The organism is Kribbia dieselivorans NBRC 106261 (assembly GCF_001552435.1).
In the GTDB taxonomy this organism is placed as follows: Bacteria; Actinomycetota; Actinomycetes; order Actinomycetales; family Dermatophilaceae; genus Kribbia; species Kribbia dieselivorans.
Genome location: NZ_BCRE01000068.1, coordinates 1 through 15,877, shown reverse-complemented (window position 1 = coordinate 15,877; position 15,877 = coordinate 1). Strand labels below are relative to the sequence as shown.

Annotated in this window: 14 protein-coding genes and 1 pseudogene; 7 read left to right on the top strand and 8 right to left on the bottom strand. The window is 68.6% G+C overall.

Annotated elements, in window-relative coordinates:
* The first annotated feature begins 2 nt into the window (after window positions 1–2).
* From KD1_RS06630 to sixA, 6 genes are all read left to right on the top strand, one after another.
* Window positions 3–2,822, top strand: coding sequence for a hypothetical protein (locus KD1_RS06630; protein WP_068399356.1), 2,820 nt, complete (start codon window positions 3–5; stop codon window positions 2,820–2,822).
* Window positions 2,819–3,787: a sortase gene (locus KD1_RS06625; RefSeq protein ID WP_068399353.1), complete on the top strand. Its 969-nt coding sequence runs from the start codon at window positions 2,819–2,821 to the stop codon at window positions 3,785–3,787. The genes KD1_RS06630 and KD1_RS06625 overlap by 4 nt, the downstream gene beginning before the upstream one ends.
* Before the next feature lie 204 nt (window positions 3,788–3,991).
* Window positions 3,992–5,569: an Ig-like domain repeat protein gene (locus KD1_RS06620; RefSeq protein WP_068399350.1), complete on the top strand. Its 1,578-nt coding sequence runs from the start codon at window positions 3,992–3,994 to the stop codon at window positions 5,567–5,569.
* A gap of 261 nt (window positions 5,570–5,830) precedes the next feature.
* Window positions 5,831–6,742 carry a phosphate ABC transporter ATP-binding protein gene (locus tag KD1_RS06615; protein ID WP_083542199.1) on the top strand — a complete coding sequence of 304 codons (912 nt, stop codon included), beginning with the start codon at window positions 5,831–5,833 and terminating at the stop codon, window positions 6,740–6,742.
* A gap of 84 nt (window positions 6,743–6,826) precedes the next feature.
* Window positions 6,827–7,576 carry a lytic transglycosylase domain-containing protein gene (locus KD1_RS06610; protein ID WP_169795354.1) on the top strand — a complete coding sequence of 250 codons (750 nt, stop codon included), beginning with the start codon at window positions 6,827–6,829 and terminating at the stop codon, window positions 7,574–7,576.
* 56 nt (window positions 7,577–7,632) lie between these two features.
* Window positions 7,633–8,151 carry a phosphohistidine phosphatase SixA gene (gene sixA / locus KD1_RS06605; protein ID WP_068399344.1) on the top strand — a complete coding sequence of 173 codons (519 nt, stop codon included), beginning with the start codon at window positions 7,633–7,635 and terminating at the stop codon, window positions 8,149–8,151.
* Window positions 8,152–8,163: 12 nt separating this feature from the next.
* Here the strand turns inward: sixA and KD1_RS06600 are convergent, their stop codons facing one another.
* The 8 genes and pseudogenes from KD1_RS06600 to KD1_RS06570 all read right to left on the bottom strand — a co-directional run bounded on the left by KD1_RS06600 (window position 8,164) and on the right by KD1_RS06570 (window position 14,859).
* Window positions 8,164–8,481 (bottom strand): hypothetical protein, encoded by a 318-nt coding sequence (locus KD1_RS06600; RefSeq protein ID WP_169795353.1) that lies wholly within the window; start codon window positions 8,479–8,481, stop codon window positions 8,164–8,166.
* Window positions 8,482–8,706: 225 nt separating this feature from the next.
* A pseudogene (locus KD1_RS17640) lies at window positions 8,707–9,057 on the bottom strand (amidase domain-containing protein); the annotation flags it as partial.
* A 15-nt stretch (window positions 9,058–9,072) separates the two neighbouring features.
* The gene (locus KD1_RS06595) at window positions 9,073–9,459 is read right to left on the bottom strand and encodes a hypothetical protein (RefSeq protein ID WP_157073215.1); all 387 of its coding nucleotides are present in this window, start codon (window positions 9,457–9,459) and stop codon (window positions 9,073–9,075) included.
* A gap of 136 nt (window positions 9,460–9,595) precedes the next feature.
* Complete coding sequence (locus KD1_RS06590; protein WP_068399335.1) at window positions 9,596–10,516, bottom strand: 2-hydroxyacid dehydrogenase; 921 nt, start codon at window positions 10,514–10,516, stop codon at window positions 9,596–9,598.
* Between the two features lies 1 nt (window position 10,517).
* On the bottom strand, window positions 10,518–12,083 hold the full coding sequence (gene gatB / locus KD1_RS06585) for an Asp-tRNA(Asn)/Glu-tRNA(Gln) amidotransferase subunit GatB (RefSeq protein WP_068399332.1): 1,566 nt from the start codon (window positions 12,081–12,083) through the stop codon (window positions 10,518–10,520).
* A 3-nt stretch (window positions 12,084–12,086) separates the two neighbouring features.
* Window positions 12,087–13,613, bottom strand: coding sequence for an Asp-tRNA(Asn)/Glu-tRNA(Gln) amidotransferase subunit GatA (gatA, locus tag KD1_RS06580; RefSeq protein WP_068399329.1), 1,527 nt, complete (start codon window positions 13,611–13,613; stop codon window positions 12,087–12,089).
* 12 nt (window positions 13,614–13,625) lie between these two features.
* The gene (gene gatC / locus KD1_RS06575; protein ID WP_068399326.1) at window positions 13,626–13,922 is read right to left on the bottom strand and encodes an Asp-tRNA(Asn)/Glu-tRNA(Gln) amidotransferase subunit GatC; all 297 of its coding nucleotides are present in this window, start codon (window positions 13,920–13,922) and stop codon (window positions 13,626–13,628) included.
* A 127-nt stretch (window positions 13,923–14,049) separates the two neighbouring features.
* Window positions 14,050–14,859, bottom strand: coding sequence for a carbon-nitrogen hydrolase family protein (locus KD1_RS06570; RefSeq protein WP_068399323.1), 810 nt, complete (start codon window positions 14,857–14,859; stop codon window positions 14,050–14,052).
* Between the two features lie 233 nt (window positions 14,860–15,092).
* On the opposite strand from KD1_RS06570, the gene KD1_RS06565 reads away from it, so the two are divergent.
* The coding region (locus KD1_RS06565) for a DUF222 domain-containing protein (RefSeq protein ID WP_169795352.1) at window positions 15,093–15,877 on the top strand (785 nt) is incomplete at its 3' end.

The following is a 15,877-nucleotide window of genomic DNA, read 5'->3' as shown; positions in this document are numbered from 1 at the left end:
CCATGAAGCGCCTCGTCCTTTCGCGGCCGGCGGCCATCGCCGGCGTCGCCCTCCTGTTGGGGGGTGTGGTCGGAGCTCCGGCCGTGATTCCAAACACCGTCCCGGCGGCACAGGCCGCCCCGGTCGTCGCCGCCCCCAAGGCGGCCACGAGCACGACGGCTGATCGCGGTGCGTGGTCCAAGACCAAGAAACTCCAGCGCGTGTTCCAGAACGGGACCAAGCTCGACGTCGTCGACTCACGCAATGTCACCGTCAAGGTCAACAAGACCAAGGAGTTGCGCGGTCGCGAGCGCGTTCAGGTGACGTGGAGCGGCGCCACGCCCAGCGGTGGCCGGGCCGCGAGCCCGTTCGGCACCTCCGGCCTGGCCCAGGAGTACCCGGTCGTCATCATGCAGTGTCGCGGCGTCGACGGCGCGAAGGACCCCAAGAAGCGTCTCTCCCCCGAGACCTGTTGGACCTCGACGTGGATCCAGCGGTCGATGGTCGAGGGCGATCGCACCGCCGTGTGGCGCAACGACCTGTACGCTCCCAAGTCGCTGCGCGACAGCCAGTACACCGTGGGTGGGAAGGCCAACGCCGCACTCCCGGTCATCGGCAAGGAGAACGGCGCGGACGTCACCTGCCCGGACTGGAAGCTCCCGACCTACAACGGTGTCGTGACCCCCTTCCGGTCCGCCAAGGGCAAGGAGTTCGCGGCCTGCAATGCCACGAGCATGCCCCCCGAGGCGGCGGTCGACTCGGCCTACCCCCCGGCCGAGCAGTATGGATTCACGACCGACGCGGGCAAGGGCGAGGCGCAGTTCGAGATCCGCACCGACGTCGAGAACGAGTCGCTGGGCTGCAACGAGAACACCGCGTGCTCGCTGGTCGTCATCCCGATCATGGGGCTGAGCTGCACCGACTCCAACGACCCCGCCGGCACCGAGTGCCGGCAGCAGGGTCGGTTCGCACCCGGCTCGAACAACTTCAACAACGAGGGCATCCAGCAGGCCGTCGGACCGAAGTACTGGTGGTCCGAGTCGAACTGGCGCAATCGCTTCTCCGTGCCACTGAGCTTCGGTCTCCCGCCGGACGTCTGCGACGTGCTCGACACCCGGGCGCCCACCGGCTTCTACGGTTCCGAACTCATGGGCCAGACCACAACCCAGTGGACCCCGGCCTACTGCCTGAACAAGAAGCGGTTCAACTTCCAGCACAACCGCATGTCGGACGCGGCCGCGTACCGCCTCGTCGACAACGGTGAGGCCCCGGCGGCCTTCCTGGCGCGCAAGCGCTCGGCGGCCGGCGCCACCTCCCCGATGGCCTACGCACCGACGGCCATCACCGGGTTCTCCATCGCCTACGCGATCGACAAGCCGCACAACACCGGGGAGTTCACCAACCTCCGGCTCAATGCGCGACTGATCGCCAAGTTGCTCACCTCGTCCTACCCCGCGTCCGGACTGGGCACCGCTCACCCCGGCATCGGCACAAACCCGGTGTCGATCAACCTGGATCCCGAGTTCAGGGCACTCAACCCGGGCCTGGACTCCACCACGCGCGAGTCCGCGGCCACCCTCATGTCCCTGTCGGAGTCGTCGGACACGATCAGCGCCCTGACCGAGTACATCGCGGCCGACCCGGAGGCCACGGCGTTCATGGAGGGCAAGGCCGACCCGTGGGGCATGGTCATCAACCCGGCGTACAAGGGCATGTCCCTGCCGACCGCGGAATGGCCTCTGCTGGACACCTGGGTCCCAGAGACCCAGCAGGAGTGCCTCCAGCAGAACCCCTCCCCGTACCTGTCGAACGTCGCCGCGCCCGTCACGAACATGCGCAAGATCGCCGAGGCCGTGCTCGACGGCTGGCCCTTGGCGGCCACCAAGTGTGATCGGCCCACCACGACCGACCCGTGGAAATTGGGACGCACCGACCGACAAGGTGTCGGGACGCGTTTCGTCATGGGTGTGACCGCCCTCGGCGACGCCAAGCGGTTCGGCCTGCGCACGGCGTCGCTCCAGACGACGGGCCCGGCGAAGCCGGCCGGCAAGTTCACGTCGGCTGCCGGCCGCACCTTCGTCGGCCCGACGGAGAAGGGCATGCTCAACGCCGTCAAGCTCGGCACCAAGATCGACGGTCGCCTCGGCACCTTCCCGTGGACCCAGGAGCAGGTTCGCAAGGCCAAGGACGCCTACCCGGGCACCCAGGTCATCTACACGGTGGCCAAGACCACTGGCCTGGACAGGGCCGATGCGAAGAAGGTCGCCGAGTTCATCCGCGTGTCGACGAGCGAAGGCCAGAAGCCGGGTCCCGGCAACGGCGAACTCGCGGAGGGCTTCGTGCCCCTGACCAAGACCGGAGCGACCGCGCCGCTGTGGAAGGCGGCCCAGGACGCCGCCGCGGCGATCGAGGCCCAGAAGGGCGCGAAGGCACCCACGTCCAACACGGGCGGCACGACCCCGGGAGGCGGCAACCCCGGCGGTGGCGGCACGACCCCGGGTGGCTCCAACCCCGGCGGTGGCACCGTTCCCGGCGGAAACACGGTCCCGGGTGGCAACACCGTCCCCGGTGGAGAGGTTCCCGGTGGGGGATCCGGCTCGGCCAACAACGCCGGGGGAAGTGGGTCGACACCGTCGGAGAACGGCTCCGGCGGGACCGAGAAGAACGCTCCGTCCAATGAGGCCAAGACCAACGCCTCCGGCAAGGTGGAGACGGCGCCGACGGCCAAGGTCAACTCCTGGCTGGGTCGGTTCTTCGTCCCGATGCTGCTCGTCGTCGGCCCGGCGGCCGCCCTGCTCGCCGGCGGCGGTCAACTCCTGCGCCGGTTCGGGGGGCAGTCGTGACGACGACCTTGACCCGCCCGGACGAGAACGAGGAGAAGGCTCCGGCGCTCCCCGTGCAGGAAACCATCGTGCAGCCGAGCGCGGCCGATGACGACACCCTTCCCCCCGCGCCCCGGGACGGTCTGACGGCGTTCAACAGCGCAACGTTGATGATCGCGCTGGTGACGTTGTGGGTGCTCGCCCAGATGCTCTTCCTGGGGTCGATCAGCCAGAACCGCGCCCAGTACGAGCTCTACTCCGACCTCCGGGAGGGGCTGGCCATGGCCACGATTCCGACCGGCGGACAGATCGAGCCGGGCTCGGCCGTGGCCCTGATGAAGATCCCGGCGATCGGGGTCGAGCAGGTCATCGTCGAGGGTTCCTCGTCGTCGGAGACTATGCTCGCCCCAGGCCACCGGCGCGACACTCCCCTGCCCGGCCAGCCGGGCGTCTCGTTGGTGTACGGCCGGGCGAGCACGTACGGAGCGCCGTTCGGCAAGGCCTTGACCCTGGCCAAGGGCGACCGGATCGAGGTGACCAGCGCCCTCGGTGACGCCGTGTTCAAGGTCTCGGGAGTGCGCCGCGCCGGCGACCCCCTCCCCCAGCCGCTGGAGCAGGGGAAGGCTCGGTTGACCTTGGTCACCGCCGAGGGATCCGGGCGGCTGGCCGCGTTGGCGCCGGCTGACACGGCCTACGTCGATGCCGAACTCGTCACCAAGGGGAAGGGCAAGTCAGAGGTCTTCGCCGATCCCGGCGGACGGGTCAGCTTCGTCCCCGAGTCGGAGAAGGCGATGGGTCGTGACCTGGGGGCGCTGCCGCTGCTGACGCTGTGCTTGGCGCTGCTGGTCGGTCTGCTGGCGGTGATCGTCATCGCCGCCCGCCGCTTCGACACCGTCATGGTCTGGGTGGTTCTCTCGCCGGTGGCGCTGCTGCTGGCCTGGTTGACGACCGACACGCTGGTGCGTCTGCTGCCCAACCTGGTGTAGCCGCCTTCCACGCATGAGGAATGCGCCCCCGGTGTTGCTGGTCCACAGCGGCGCCGGGGGCGACTTTCGTTCTGGCACGGCACCAACTCGTCATCTGCTCGTCACCTGCAGTTCACCTGATGAGTACCAAAATGGCACCTTCGCGGATGACGGTGGGGGCGTTTGGGATCCCAAACGATTTCTCGTCTCCACAGGAGTGACTCGATGTCTCGCAAGCTCGTCGCCTCCGGCGCGGCCATCGCGGTTGGTCTGGGCGCCGTGGCGCTCGCCACCCCGGCCAACGCCGAGCCCAACTTCCTCCCGAACTCCACCGACATCGTCGGCAGCGGGTCCGACACGACCATGCTGTCCATGCAGGCCGCCGCCGACGTGTACAACGACGGCAAGACCGAAGGCCGCCTCGTCTCCTGGGACGCCCAGGTTGGCGATGTCCCGGCCATGATCATCCCGCGCGCCGGCGCTACCGAGGTCAAGCGCCCGAACGGCTCCGGCGACGGCAAGAAGACCCTCTACGGCGCGGGCAACAACACCGCCTTCGACTACGCGCGTTCGTCCTCGTCGCTAAACGCCGACGAGACCAACGCCGGTCTTCAGCAGATCCCGTTCGCGGCCGACATCCTGGAACTGTTCACCGCCAGCACCACCAACGCCCCGGCGGGCCTCACGGGCGCCGACCTGGTCGCCATCTACTCGGGCGCGAAGACCGACTGGAGCGAGTTCCCCGGCGGCAAGCCCGGCACGATCACCGCGCTCATCCCGCAGCCGGGTTCGGGCACGCGCTCCTTCTTCGAGGGCGAGCTGACCAAGCTCAACGGCGGCACCAAGGTCGTCTACGGCAGCACCGTCAAGGAGGCGCAGGAGCACGACCCCGCGCCGATCCGCAACCAGCCGAACGTCATCTCCCCGTTCTCGGCCGGGCGCGCCCGCCTCGCCAACGCCGAGGTCCCGGGCGGCATCAAGCGCAACGGTGACTGGAGCGCGCAGCGCGCCGTCTACAACGTGGTCCGCAGCCTCGCTGACACCACCAAGTTCGCCGGCATCTTCGGCTCGGACGGCTTCCTCTGCTCCCCGGCGGCGCGTGACGCCATCGCCAAGGGCGGTCTCGACCAGCTCGCCACCCCGGCCAACGGCGGCTCCTGCGGCCAGCCCACCGTCGCGGCCGTCACCAACCTCAAGGTCTCCGAGGCCGTCAAGGTTGCGGCCAACACCACGACCACGCTGAAGGCGGCCACCGCCGGCGCCAACAAGGTCAAGTTGACCGCCACCGTCAAGGCCGGCTCCGACGCCGTCCCGACCGGCCAGGTCCAGTTCCGCCAGGGCACCAAGGTCGTCAAGACCGTCTCCGTCGCGCGTGGCACCGCCACCACGACGCTGTCCAAGGTCACCCCGGGCACCAAGTCCTACACCGCGCGCTACGTCGCCAACGAGGACTACAAGGGCTCCACCTCGCGCAGCGCCTCGGTCAAGGTGTACACCACCGCCCGCATGACCGTTCGTCAGGCCGACACCACCCTGACCCGCAAGCAGACCCCGAAGGCCACCGTCACGGTCAAGCGCACGGACAACGGCAAGAGCGCCACCGGCAAGGTCCGCGCCCGCGTCAAGAAGGGCTCGAAGGGCTCCTACCGCTACGTCGGCGCCACCCGCACCCTGAAGTCCGGCAAGGCCACCGTCACCATCCCGCGCTTCACGTCCAAGGGCACGTACTACATCAACTACCGCTACCTGGGCACCAGCACGGTGAAGGCCACCTCCAAGACCGTCAAGGTCACCGTTCGCTGAACCTGAGCCTCGTGCTCACCTGATCGGCTGAACAGCACCCGTGGCGGGGTGGGTTACCCTTGATGCGGTAATCCACCCCGCTGCGTATGTCACCGCGGGTGTGCCCCGGGCCAACCGCGGGCCCCGCCTTCGTGCTCCATCCCCCGCTTCTGCTTCCTAGAAAGAGCCACCGTGACCTCGGACGAGACGCAGGTGTTCCAGCCGCGACACGCCTCCGCCAACGGGTCGACCATCGCCGCACAGGTGGTCAACGCCGACGACATGGCCGATCTGCCCACCTCACCGGTGGCCACCCATGACCCCGACGCCACCGAGCAGGTGCCCGCTGTCGTCTCCCAGGCTCGCGACGCCAACGCCGCTGACCCGCGCATCGAGCGTGCCCAGGCCCCGAAGGGCCACCTCGCCACCCTCGAGGGCCGCGACGTCTCGGCCTGGTTCGGCAAGCGCAAGGTCCTCGACCGCGTCAACCTCACCATGCAGGCCGGTGAGATCACCGCGCTGATCGGCCCCTCGGGCTGCGGCAAGTCGACCTTCCTGCGCATCCTCAACCGCATGCACGAACTCGTCCCGATCGCGGCGATGTCTGGTGAGGTGCTCCTCGACGGGGAGGACATCTACTCCCCCGACAAGAAGCTCATCGAGGCCCGCCGCCAGATCGGCATGGTGTTCCAGAAGGCCAACCCCTTCCCCGCCATGTCCATCCGCGACAACGTGCTGGCCGGCCTCAAGCTCACCGGCACCAAGGCCTCCCGCTCCGAGAAGGACGATCTCGTCGAGCACTGCCTGCTGCGCGGTGGACTCTGGGACGAGGTCAAGGACCGCCTCGACGCTCCCGGGGGTGGCCTCTCCGGTGGTCAGCAGCAGCGGCTCTGCATCGCCCGATCGCTGGCGATCAAGCCCCGCGTCCTCCTCATGGACGAGCCGTGTTCGGCGCTCGACCCCACGTCGACGCGCGTCATCGAGGACACGATGCACGAGCTCGCCTCCGAGGTGACCATCGTCATCGTGACGCACAACATGCAGCAGGCCGCGCGCGTCTCCGACAAGTGTGCGTTCTTCCTGGCCTCGCAGGGCACCCCCGGCGTCATCGTCGAGCACGGTGACACGAACACGATGTTCGGCAACCCACAGGACGAGCGGACGTACGACTACGTCAACGGCCGCTTCGGCTGATCGACGGGGATGCGTTTGGCTTCGGCGAACTCCGACAACACCCACGCACTCTCCTGGCGCGCACGCGTCGTGAGTGTCGTGGGTGTGGCCGTTCTGTTCGCCCTCATGGCCGCGACCGGGTGGGCCATGACCGCCCGCGAGACGACGGTGACCACTCGATCGACCACCTCCAATGGCGCGCTCGTGTCCGTGAGTTCGAAGCAGGTGGCGAAGTTGCGCGCCAAGCCCGCGCAGGCCATGCCCGGAGCCGTGACGAACGGGCTGCCCACTCCGTCCTCCGCGTGGGTGAACACCGTCTCCGCCCAGACGGGGATCCCCCAGGTGGCCGTGGCTGCCTATGGTCGGGCCGCGCTTCAGGTGCAGATCGAGCGCCCCGCCTGCCGTCTAAGTTGGCCGACCCTGGCCGGCATCGGAGAGATCGAATCCGACCATGGGCGCAGCGGTGGCAGCGCTCCCGACGCGAACGGCACGGTCAGCCCACGTATCCTCGGCCCAGCGTTGGACGGGTCCGAGGGCGTGGCGGCGATCCGGGCGACGGAGGACTCGACCCGCTGGCATGGCAATCCGACGTGGGATCACGCCGTCGGGCCGATGCAGTTCATCCCGAGCACGTGGGCGACGTGGGGCACGGATGCCAGCGGTGATGGCGCAGCCGACCCGAACAACGTCAACGACGCGGCCTTGGCGGCCGGTCGGTATCTGTGCGCCTCGGGTGGCGATCTGACCACCGGATCGGGGTGGACCGCGGCGATCTTCAGCTACAACCAATCGGACGTCTACATCACCGACGTGTACCGCGCAGCCGCCCGGTACGCCGCCGCCACGGTGGGCTGACCACGCGGGGTGAACGGATCGTTGACGTCGGGGCGTCGACGGGTAACGCTGGGATCATGACCCGATCCGCGCAGGACCGCACCCTCGTGCTCGTGCGTCACGGCGACGCCGCCACCTCCCTGACGGAGGCTGATATCCATCGGCCGTTGACGGATCTCGGTCGACGCCGGGCCCATGCCGTGGGCGGGTGGCTCGTCGACCAGGGCTTGGGTGCGGACCTCGTGCTGTGTTCTCCCGCGGTGCGGGCGCAGCAGACGTGCGAGCAGTTGGCCGCGGCCGGTGAGTCCGAGGCGGAGGTGTGGTCGGACCAGCGGATCTACAACGCCAGCGCGGACATGGTCCTGGACGTCGTGCAGGGTGCCGACGACAGTGCCAACATCGTGGTGGTCGTCGGTCACTCCCCCGGCCTGCCTGCCTTGGCGAGCCTGCTGTGCGACGGGGACGGCGACCTGGAGGCGCACGAACGGCTCATGCGCGGATTCCCGACCGCCACCGCGGCCGTGCTCCGATACAGCGGGCCGTGGTCGCTCTTGTCACCTGGCCAGGCGACGCTGGTGGACCTCTTCAGCCCGTGAGATCGGCACCCTTCAGCGCAGTCGGCGGGCGTCCCTGAGATCGGTGGGGACGGCCTCACACGGCTCGGCTTTTGGACTGTTGGTGCCGGGCAGATAGGTCGGGTCGACCGTCCAGCGACCGCTGGGCTTCTGCCACCATCGAGCGTCCGTGTCGTGCCAATAGAGACGTGCCACGATGTAGCCCGACACGCCGTCGTTCGTGCCTCGCAACCACACACACGGATTACCGAAATCGTCGGTGCTGAACACCTCGGCCTGCGCATCGGGCCGGAAGTCGCCGGTCGCGCGAATGACCGCGGGTGCCTCGTCCTGGCCGGGCGGGGCCAGCATCTGCGCGAGTGCGGCATCATCGTGACGGGTCAAGACCTGCTGGAGTTCTGAAGCGGTCGGCTGCGGATCGGGTCGGCGTGCATCGCCAACGGCGCACCCGGACAACACCAGGCCCATCGCTGCCGCCGCGCCTCCAAACCTCAGGATCCGTACACGTAGTGCCATTTGTGCCACCTCGGATTGGGGTACTTTGCGCGCATGGACAAGTATGAACGTCGGGCATCATCAATTGTATGCTGGGCAAATACATGTTTGACGAGGTCTTCTCCACCACGATTGCCGAATGATCGACCGTCCCGTCACCAGAGCAGTCAATCTGAAGGACATCCCCGCGAGCATGTCCTTATAGGACGCTACACGGGGAGCCCGCCCCGTATTGTTGTTGAAGTGCCAGAAGTTTTGGGAGCCAGACCATGCCCGCGCCCACGTATCGGGAAGTGCTCCATTCTGACGATACCACCACGCAGTCGTGTTGCGATAAAATCCAGCCTTGGGCTCCCAGCCACCCGCCGATAGCGCTTGGGAAACGAAATTCGTACAATCACCCCCTGCCATTACACGAAATTCGCCGTTTCGCCTATACGCCCATTCCTACAGCCGTTCAGACACTTCCATGGACGTGCGCACGCCGTCGACCGCTTCCAGCGTACTTTGCACTTTGATGCTCATGATCCAGGCCCCGGGTCGCCCAGCGACAGGAACCGAATCCATCACTTCGACGCTCGCATCGCGATAAGAGTGACCAATCCCTTGAAACTGGTCCCTCAATTCATTCCGAACCTCGATCTCCTCCCCCGTGTTGGCTATGGAGTCAGTTAGCCTCGCGTCCGGCTGGCCGTTGATGGCCGCATAACGACCAAGGATAACTTGGACCACAGCTGACTCCACATCACCCTCCTGCGCTTCGACTGGCGCCAGAGATCCACCCATCATCGCTGTCAAAGCGGCTGAGACCGACACCACGGTCGCCGTTCGCATTTTCCCCCTATGCTCACGAGCACCAACATCTGATGCTGCCCTGCAAAGGAAACGCTACTCTCCGCGTCTTGACAGGACCGTGATTCACCCTTTGCATGGCGCACGTCACATCAGTCGGCACTGCGCCGAGCCCGCCTCAACCCGCGTGGACGATGTTGAGGGGCTCCTCGCCGGCGACGACGCGGCGCAACTGCTCTCGGATCAACCGCACCGCGCGGGAACGGAACGACGACGCCAACCCACCGACGTGCGGAGCGATGAGCACCCCGGGGGCGGTCCACAGCGGGTGATCCGCCGGTAACGGCTCGGGATCGGTGACGTCCAGCGCGAACCGCAGGCGGCCGGCGTGGCGTAGCGCCGTCGCCGTGTCGAGCACCGGGCCACGGCCGACGTTGACGACCAACGCGCCGTCCGGCAATGACGCGAGAAACGATTCTCCGGCCAGGCCTCGGGTCGAGTCGGTGAGTGGCGTGACGAGCACGACCACATCGTGATCCGGTGCCAGAGTGGCAAGGTCATCGATCCCGTATACCCGGTCGACCAGGTCGTCACCACCGCGAGCGCGCGAGGCCACCGCCGTGACCGTCGTCTCGAAGGGCAGCATCCGGGCGGCGATGGCGCGCCCGATCGAGCCGTACCCGATGATGAGCACCCGGCGGTCGGCCAGCGACGTCGAGAACCGCTTGGGCAGCCACTCCCCGCGCGCCTGCGCCAGCACCATGTCGGGGATGTCACGCAGCGAGGCGAGGGTCAGCGCGACGGCCAACTCCGCCGTCGCCGCGTCGTGGATGCCGCGACCGTTCGCCAGCGCCACGCCCGGCGGCAGCTCCTCGATGACGCCGTCGTACCCGGCGCTCATGAGCTGGACGAGGCGCACGCTCGGCTTGGCTGCCACCGGGCGCACGAAGTCCGTGCCGAGTCCATACGGAGCGACGTACACCTCGACGTCCTCGACCGGCGGCTCGCCGTCCGGGTCCCAGATGACGGGGGTGACCCCGTCGATCGGGCCGACGTCGTCGCGCCAGGCCTCGTCGGCGAACGAGACGACGACGGCCATGTCAGCCCTCACCCAGCGTCGACAGGATGAGTTCGCGGGCCTTGCCGGCGTCCGCCTGACCCTTCATCTCCTTCATGACCTGACCGATCAACGCTCCGGCCGCCTGCACCTTGCCGTCGCGGATCTTGTCGGCGACGTCGGGGTTGCCCTCGATGACCTTCGCGACGGCCGCCTCGAGCGCACCGTCGTCCTGGACCAACTCCAGCCCACGGGCGTCGGCGACGGCCGTCGGCGCGCCCTCACCGTCGAGCACGCCCTCCAGCACCTGGCGCGCCATCTTGTCGTTGAGCCGCTTCGCGTCGACCATCGACTGCAACTCGGCGACATACGCCGGCGTCAGCCCGACCTGGTCGGCGTACGCGACGAGTTCGAGCGCCTCGGTGTTGGCGCGGCGCGACGGCTCGCCGAGCCACCACTTGCGCGCCGACTGGGCGCTGGCCCCGGCCGCCACCGTACGTTCGATGAGGTCCAACGCACCGGCGTTGAGCACGTCGCGCATCTCGAGGTCGCTGTAGCCCCATTCGGTCTGCAGCCGGCGGCGGTGCTCGGCCGGGTTCTCCGGCAGCGTGGCACGCAGTTCCTCGACCCACTCCCGCGACGGCGCGACCGGCACGAGATCGGGCTCGGGGAAGTAGCGGTAGTCGTCGGCGTCGGACTTGATGCGCCCCGACGTCGTCGCCCCGGTGTCCTCGTGGAAGTGCCGCGTCTCCTGGACGATCGAGCCACCGTTGCTCAGCACCGCCGCGTGACGGCAGATCTCGAAGCGTACGGCCCGCTCGACGGAGCGCAGTGAGTTGACGTTCTTCGTCTCCGAGCGGGTGCCTAGCGGCACCGCGGCCTGCTCGGGCGAGGTCGGCTCGCCGGCCTTCGGGCGCAGCGAGAGGTTGACGTCGCAGCGCATCGAGCCCTGCTCCATCTTGACGTCGGAAACATCGAGCGCCTTGAGCAGGTCGCGCAGCGCCGCGACGTACGCCCGGGCCACCTGCGGGGCGCGTTCACCGGCGCCGGTCAGCGGCTTCGTGACGATCTCGATCAACGGAATACCGGCACGGTTGTAGTCGACCAGGGAGTACTCGGCTCCGTGAATGCGCCCCGTCGACCCACCGACGTGCAGCGACTTGCCGGTGTCCTCCTCCATGTGGGCGCGCTCGATCTCGACGCGGTAGGTCCACGGCTCCTCGCCGTGCTCGCCGGGCACCTCGACGTCCAGGTACCCGTTGAACGCGATCGGCTCGTCGTACTGGCTCGTCTGGAAGTTCTTCGGCATGTCCGGGTAGAAGTAGTTCTTCCGGGCGAAGCGGCACCACGTCGCGATCTCGCAGTTGAGGGCAAGGCCGATGCGGATCGCCGATTCCACACCCATGGCGTTGACCACCGGGAGCGCGCCGGGCAGGCCCAGGCACACCGGGCACACCTGGGTGTTGGGCTCGGCGCCGAACGTTGTCGCGCAGCCACAGAACATCTTCGTGTTCGTGCCGAGTTCGACGTGCACCTCCAGACCCATGACCGGGTCGAAGGCGGCCAGCGCCTCGTCGTAGGGCAGAACCTCGTCCACCGTCGTCGTCATGGCTCAGGCTCCCTTGGCGGTCAGGTCGGGGGCGCGGTCGAGCAACGGCCCGCCCCAGCGGTCGGTGAGCGCGGCCTCGAGGGCGGCGCCGACGGAGTAGAGACTCTGGTCCTGCATCGCCGGAGCGAGGATCTGCAGGCCGGTCGGCAGGCCGTCCTCGTCGGCGAGGCCGCTGGGCAACGACATGCCGGGCACGCCGGCGAGGTTGGCGGGGATCGTCGCGACGTCGTTGAGGTACATCGCCATCGGATCGTCGAGCTGCTCGCCCAGGCGGAACGCCGTGGTCGGGGCGGTCGGCGAGACAAGCACGTCGGCGGTCTCGAACGCGCGGTCGAAGTCGTTGGCGATGAGGCGGCGGACCTTCTGGGCGGTGCCGTAGTAGGCGTCGTAGTAGCCCGAGGAGAGCGCGTAGGTGCCCAGGATGATGCGGCGCTTGACCTCGTCGCCGAAGCCGGCGTCGCGGCTGGCGGCCATGACCTGCTCGGCGCTGGGGTGGTCGATGCCCGTCGGGGGGACGCGCAGGCCGTAGCGCATGGCGTCGAACTTGGCGAGGTTGGAGGAGGCCTCGCTGGGCAGGATGAGGTAGTACGCGGCGAGCGCGTAACGGAAGTTCGGGCACGAGACCTCGACGATCTCGGCTCCGGCATCGACGAGCAGTTGGAGGCTCTCCTCGAAGCGGGCCGACACGCCGGCTTGGTAGCCCTCGCCCGTGAGTTCCTTGACGATGCCGATCTTCATGCCCTTGATGTCGGCCCGCTGCGCGGCCTCGACGACGGCGGGGACCGGAGCGTCGATGCTCGTCGAGTCGCGCGGGTCGTGGCCGCCCATGACCTCGTGCAGGAGCGCGGTGTCGAGGACGGTGCGGGCGCACGGCCCGGCCTGGTCAAGGGAGGAGGCCAGGGCGACAAGCCCGTACCGCGAGACTCCGCCGTAGGTGGGCTTGGTGCCGACCGAGCCGGTCACGGCCGCAGGCTGGCGGATCGAGCCTCCGGTGTCGGTGCCGGTGGCCAGTGGCGCCTGGAAGGAGGCGACGACGGCGCTGGAGCCACCGCCGGAGCCGCCGGGGATGCGCTCGAGGTCCCACGGGTTGCGGGTGGGGCCGTAGGCGGAGTGCTCGGTCGAGGAGCCCATGGCGAACTCGTCCATGTTGACCTTGCCGAGGATCGGGAGCCCGGCGGCCTTGATCTGCGCGACGACGGTGGCGTCGTAGGGCGGAATCCAGCCCTCGAGCATCTTCGAGCCACAGGTGGTCGGCATGCCGACGGTGGTCATGACGTCCTTGACGGCGATCGGGACTCCGGCGAGGCGGTGCAGGGGCTCGCCGGCGGCGCGGCGCCGGTCGATCTCGGCGGCCTCGGCGAGGGCGGACTGGCCGGCGACATGCAGGTAGGCGTGGACCTGCTCGTCGACCGCCGTCGTGCGGTCGAGGTGGGCCTGGGTGACCTCGACGGAGCTGACCTGACCGGCGGCGAGCAGGTCGGCGAGCTGGGCCGCGGTGGCGCGGGTGAGGTCCGTGGTGGTGTTCGTCATTGTCGGGCTACCTCAGTCCTCGTCCAGGATGCGCGGCACGGAGAAGCGCTGCAGCTCGGATTCCGGCGCGCCGGAGAGCGCCTCGTCGGCGGTCAGGGAGGGGCGCACCTCGTCGGGGCGGGTGACGTTCGTGATCGGCATCGGGTGCGACATCGGCTCGATCCCGTCGGTGTCGGCCTGCTGGACCTGGGCGACGGAGGTGAGGATGACCCCGAGTTCGCCGACCATCCGGTCGAGTTCGGCCTCGGACAGGTCGATGCGAGCGAGACCGGCCAGGTGGGCCACGTCGTCGCGAGTGAGTTCTGCCATGCGGGTCAGTCTAGGAGCCCGGCGGTCGTGGTGCCGTCGCGGCCTGCGACGGCGCCGCGGCGGTGTGGTCAGGGGGTCTGGGTCAACGTGAACGCCGGCAACGTCACCGGGCCGTGACATTCGAGCGTCAGGTCAGCAGCGGAACGGTGGCGCGCGCCCGCTGCACTGCCTTCATGTCGACCGTCGCGACGAGGAGGTCAGGCGACCCGTCGAGGCGAGCCCGCACGGCTCCGGTCGGGTCGTTGAAACTGGATCGACCGATGCCAAAGGGGCCCGTGACAGAATCGGGACACCACGCCTGGGCGGCACCGAGCAACCAGGCCTGCGCGTCGTGGGCGCGGGCGCGGGTCAGCAGGTCCCACTGGTCGGCCTTGCCCGGGCCGTCGGCCCACGAGGTTGGGACGACGATCAGGTGGGCGCCGCGACGACCCAACTCATGGAACTGGTCGGCGAAGCGGATGTCGTAGCACGTCGCAAGGCCCACCTGCCAGCCGGCCACGTCGACGGAGATGTACTGCGATCCCGGTGCGACCGTGTCGGATTCTCGTGAGGAGAACGCGTCGAAGAGGTGGACCTTGTCGTAGGTCGCGGCGATGTTGCCGTCCGGACCGGCGACGAGGAGGGTGTTGCGCACGCGGTTGCGGACCTTGCCCGTCGCGGTCGTGTGCTGGTCGGCGGGGGTGAACATGCCGGCGACGATGGTGAGGTTCAGGTCGGCGGCGGTGGCGAGGATGCCGGTGCCGAAGGGACCGTCGAGGGGTTGGGCGACGGTGTCGAGGCGGGATCTGAACGAGGCCATCGTCGCTTCGGGGAAGACGACCAGTTCGGCGCCGCGGTCGGCCGCCTGGGCGGAGACGCGACGCACCGTCTCGAGGTTCTCGACGGGGTCGTCGGTCGAGCGGATCTGCGCGGCGGCCACGGTCAGCGTGCTGCTCATAGAGGCACCCTAGGGCGTGCGCGTCGCCGCGGGTATCACGTGTGCGGCGGCCGATGAGGCCGGCAGCGTTGTCGGTGGGCTTCGATAGAACGGAGTCTCGTACAGCGGAGTCTCGCGCGCGGGGGCGTGAGGTTGTCGCGACCGGGTGAGGTGGAGTCTCGATCGGTCACTGTTCATGTTTTGTTCACTTTTTGGCAACCTATTGGGAACATATGTTCGGTAAGATCAGGGTCATGATCAGTCAGACGACGCGCCTCAGCGGGGCGGGAACGGCTCAGGCCGCCCCGCCGGTTGCTGGTGCGCCTGGGTCTGTCGCCGCCGCCGGGTCTGCCACCGTCCTGGGTGAGGGCCCGGATCAGGCGGTGTGGGCGGAAGTCGAGATGGTCAATGTCGGGGTGGCGTCGGAACCGTCGGACCGGGCGTGGCTTGCGGTCGCGCGTGACGCGCTGGCTCAGGTGGCTGTGCCGGAGAAGTTCAGGTCGGAGGCGGAGGCGCAGCGGTACATCGCCGACCTGGATCGACTGGTCGCGCAAGCTTCAGCGAAGAGACTGTCGGCGATCACGGCGGCGGGGCGTTCGGGCGTGGCTGAGGGGCGGGGGCGCAATGGAACGCAGGCGTGGCTGGCCGGAGCGTCGCGACAGGGTTCGCGTGAGGCAGCGCGAGACGTGAAACTGGCCACTGCGCTGGACGAGGGGTTGCCGGCGACCCGGGCCGCGCTTCAGGAGGGGGCTGCGACGCCCGAGCATGCCCGGACCATCGCGAAGACCATGACGGATCTGCCCGAGGGCATCGCACCCGAGGAGAAAGTGGTCGTCGAGGAGTACCTCGCCGAGCGGGCGAAGGTCGTCGACCCCGACACCCTGCGCAAGGAGGCCCGCCGCGTCCTCGAACAGACCAAGGCGTCGGTGGAGGAAGTCGACGCGCACCACGACCAGGTCGTCCGCGACGAGGAAGCCGCCGCGCTGGAGAAGGTCAAACTGACCACGTGGGACAACCACGACGGGACCATGGACATTCG